Annotated in this window: 1 protein-coding gene; it reads right to left on the bottom strand. The window is 45.0% G+C overall.

Translation table 11 applies throughout. The features are described from left to right. Window positions 1-282: 282 nt before the first annotated feature. Complete coding sequence (locus B5J93_RS11685; RefSeq protein WP_079326536.1) at window positions 283-1,545, bottom strand: MFS transporter; 1,263 nt, start codon at window positions 1,543-1,545, stop codon at window positions 283-285. Window positions 1,546-1,802: the final 257 nt, after the last annotated feature.

The following is a 1,802-nucleotide window of genomic DNA, read 5'->3' as shown; positions in this document are numbered from 1 at the left end:
TTAAGTTGAGAGTGGGGTTTGCGTTTGTAATAATTATAAAGTTTCTTAGGTGCACCCAACAAAATTGAATTTTACCACGGAAAACGTTCGCCCTGAGCTCGTCGAAGGGTCGGTTTCCGTCATGGTTCGACAGGCTCACCACGAGCGGAAACCGTGGTACTTTTTCATTTTGTAGAGTGTATATCCATTATTATCATACCAAACCCCCGCCCAAAACACAAACAAAAATCAGGCGACCCGTCATAGACCGCCTGATTTGATGATTGGTTATTAGCCGATGTTTTATGATTTATTTTTCATCTTTAACATCGCCTGATGACCTTCTTCCATTTTTGGTTTGACTTCACAGATATAAATCCACACAAGGCTCACCCACACCACGCCAAACATAATCATAAATGCCGATGAGCGTACACCTGTAATATCTACCGCCGCCCCAAACATGATGGGTAGGATAAATCCGCCCAAGCCCCCTGCCAAACCGACCACACCAGAGACCGCCCCCATGTTGTCTTTGTATTCGTCCGATAGGTATTTGAACACGGACGCTTTACCGATGGCAAAGGCAATGCCCAATAAGAAAATCAAGATGGTAAAGATGGTAGAATTTAGCCCGATATGAAATGCCCGCTCACCGTCCACCGTTTGCACCACAAGGCTTGTTTGTGGGTAAGACAAGACAAACAAGAACAAAAATGACGCCCAAAGCACCCACCAAGTTACGGTATGGGCGGAGTATTTGTCCGACAGCCAGCCACCGAGCGCACGCAAAACGCCCCCTGGTAGACTAAAACACGCCGCCAAAAACGCTGCCGTTTGCAGGCTAAATCCATACTCATTGACATAGTATTTGGTCATCCACAAGGCAAGGGCGACATAACCACCAAAGACGATGGAATAATACTGACTATAACGCCACACATTGGGGTCTTTTAGTACCGCCAATTGACTGGCGAAACTGGCGTTACTTGCCGAGCGGTGTTCTTTTTTGTCAAATGACATAAACCAAAAACCGATGGCAGTAATGAGCATAATGCCTGCATACACCTTTGGCAAAAACTGCCAGCCACCGTAAGCAATAATCGCAGGGCCTACCATCTTGGTCAATGCCGAGCCTGCATTACCCGCCCCAAATACGCCCATGGCAAAGCCTTGACGCTCCGCCTCAAACCATTTGGCGACATAGGCAATCCCCACCGAGAACGACCCGCCTGCCAGCCCTGCAAACAGACCCAGTACCAAAAACTGCCAATAAGCATTGGCATAGCTCATCAAAAATATCGGCACCACACACGCTATCATCAGGGCAAAAAACACAATGCGACCGCCATATTTGTCCGTCATCATACCAAGCGGTAAGCGAACAAGCGAGCCTGTCAAGACAGGCGTGGCGGCAAGTAGTCCAAACTGGGTTTCGGATAAGTCAAGTGCCTTTTGGATTGGAATGCCAAGCACCGCAAACATCATCCAAATCATAAAGCAGACGGTAAATGCGATGGTTGATGATGTTAAGACCAGCAGTTGTTTTGATTTTTCGGTTGCCATAATCCCCCCTTAATTAGGGTATAATTGGCGTGGCTAATGATAAAGTTGCCCTACCTGCCATCGCCAAGTTTGTTAAAGAACTGTTTCAATATTGTTGTTATCATAGTGAAATTTTATTAAAAAATCCTTGATTATAATCAAGTTTTTATTGGCAAAATTTCTATATAATAGCCAACTACTTCTTTGGTAGTATGGCTTAATTTGGGTTTATCGCTTATAAAATACTCGTTTTTTCAATTACTTATATACCAACCGAA

The sequence above is a fragment of the Moraxella equi genome, from assembly GCF_002027555.1.
Classification (GTDB): Bacteria; Pseudomonadota; Gammaproteobacteria; order Pseudomonadales; family Moraxellaceae; genus Moraxella; species Moraxella equi.
Note: the sequence above shows the minus strand (reverse complement) of the source record. Positions and strands in the feature narration are given on the sequence as shown.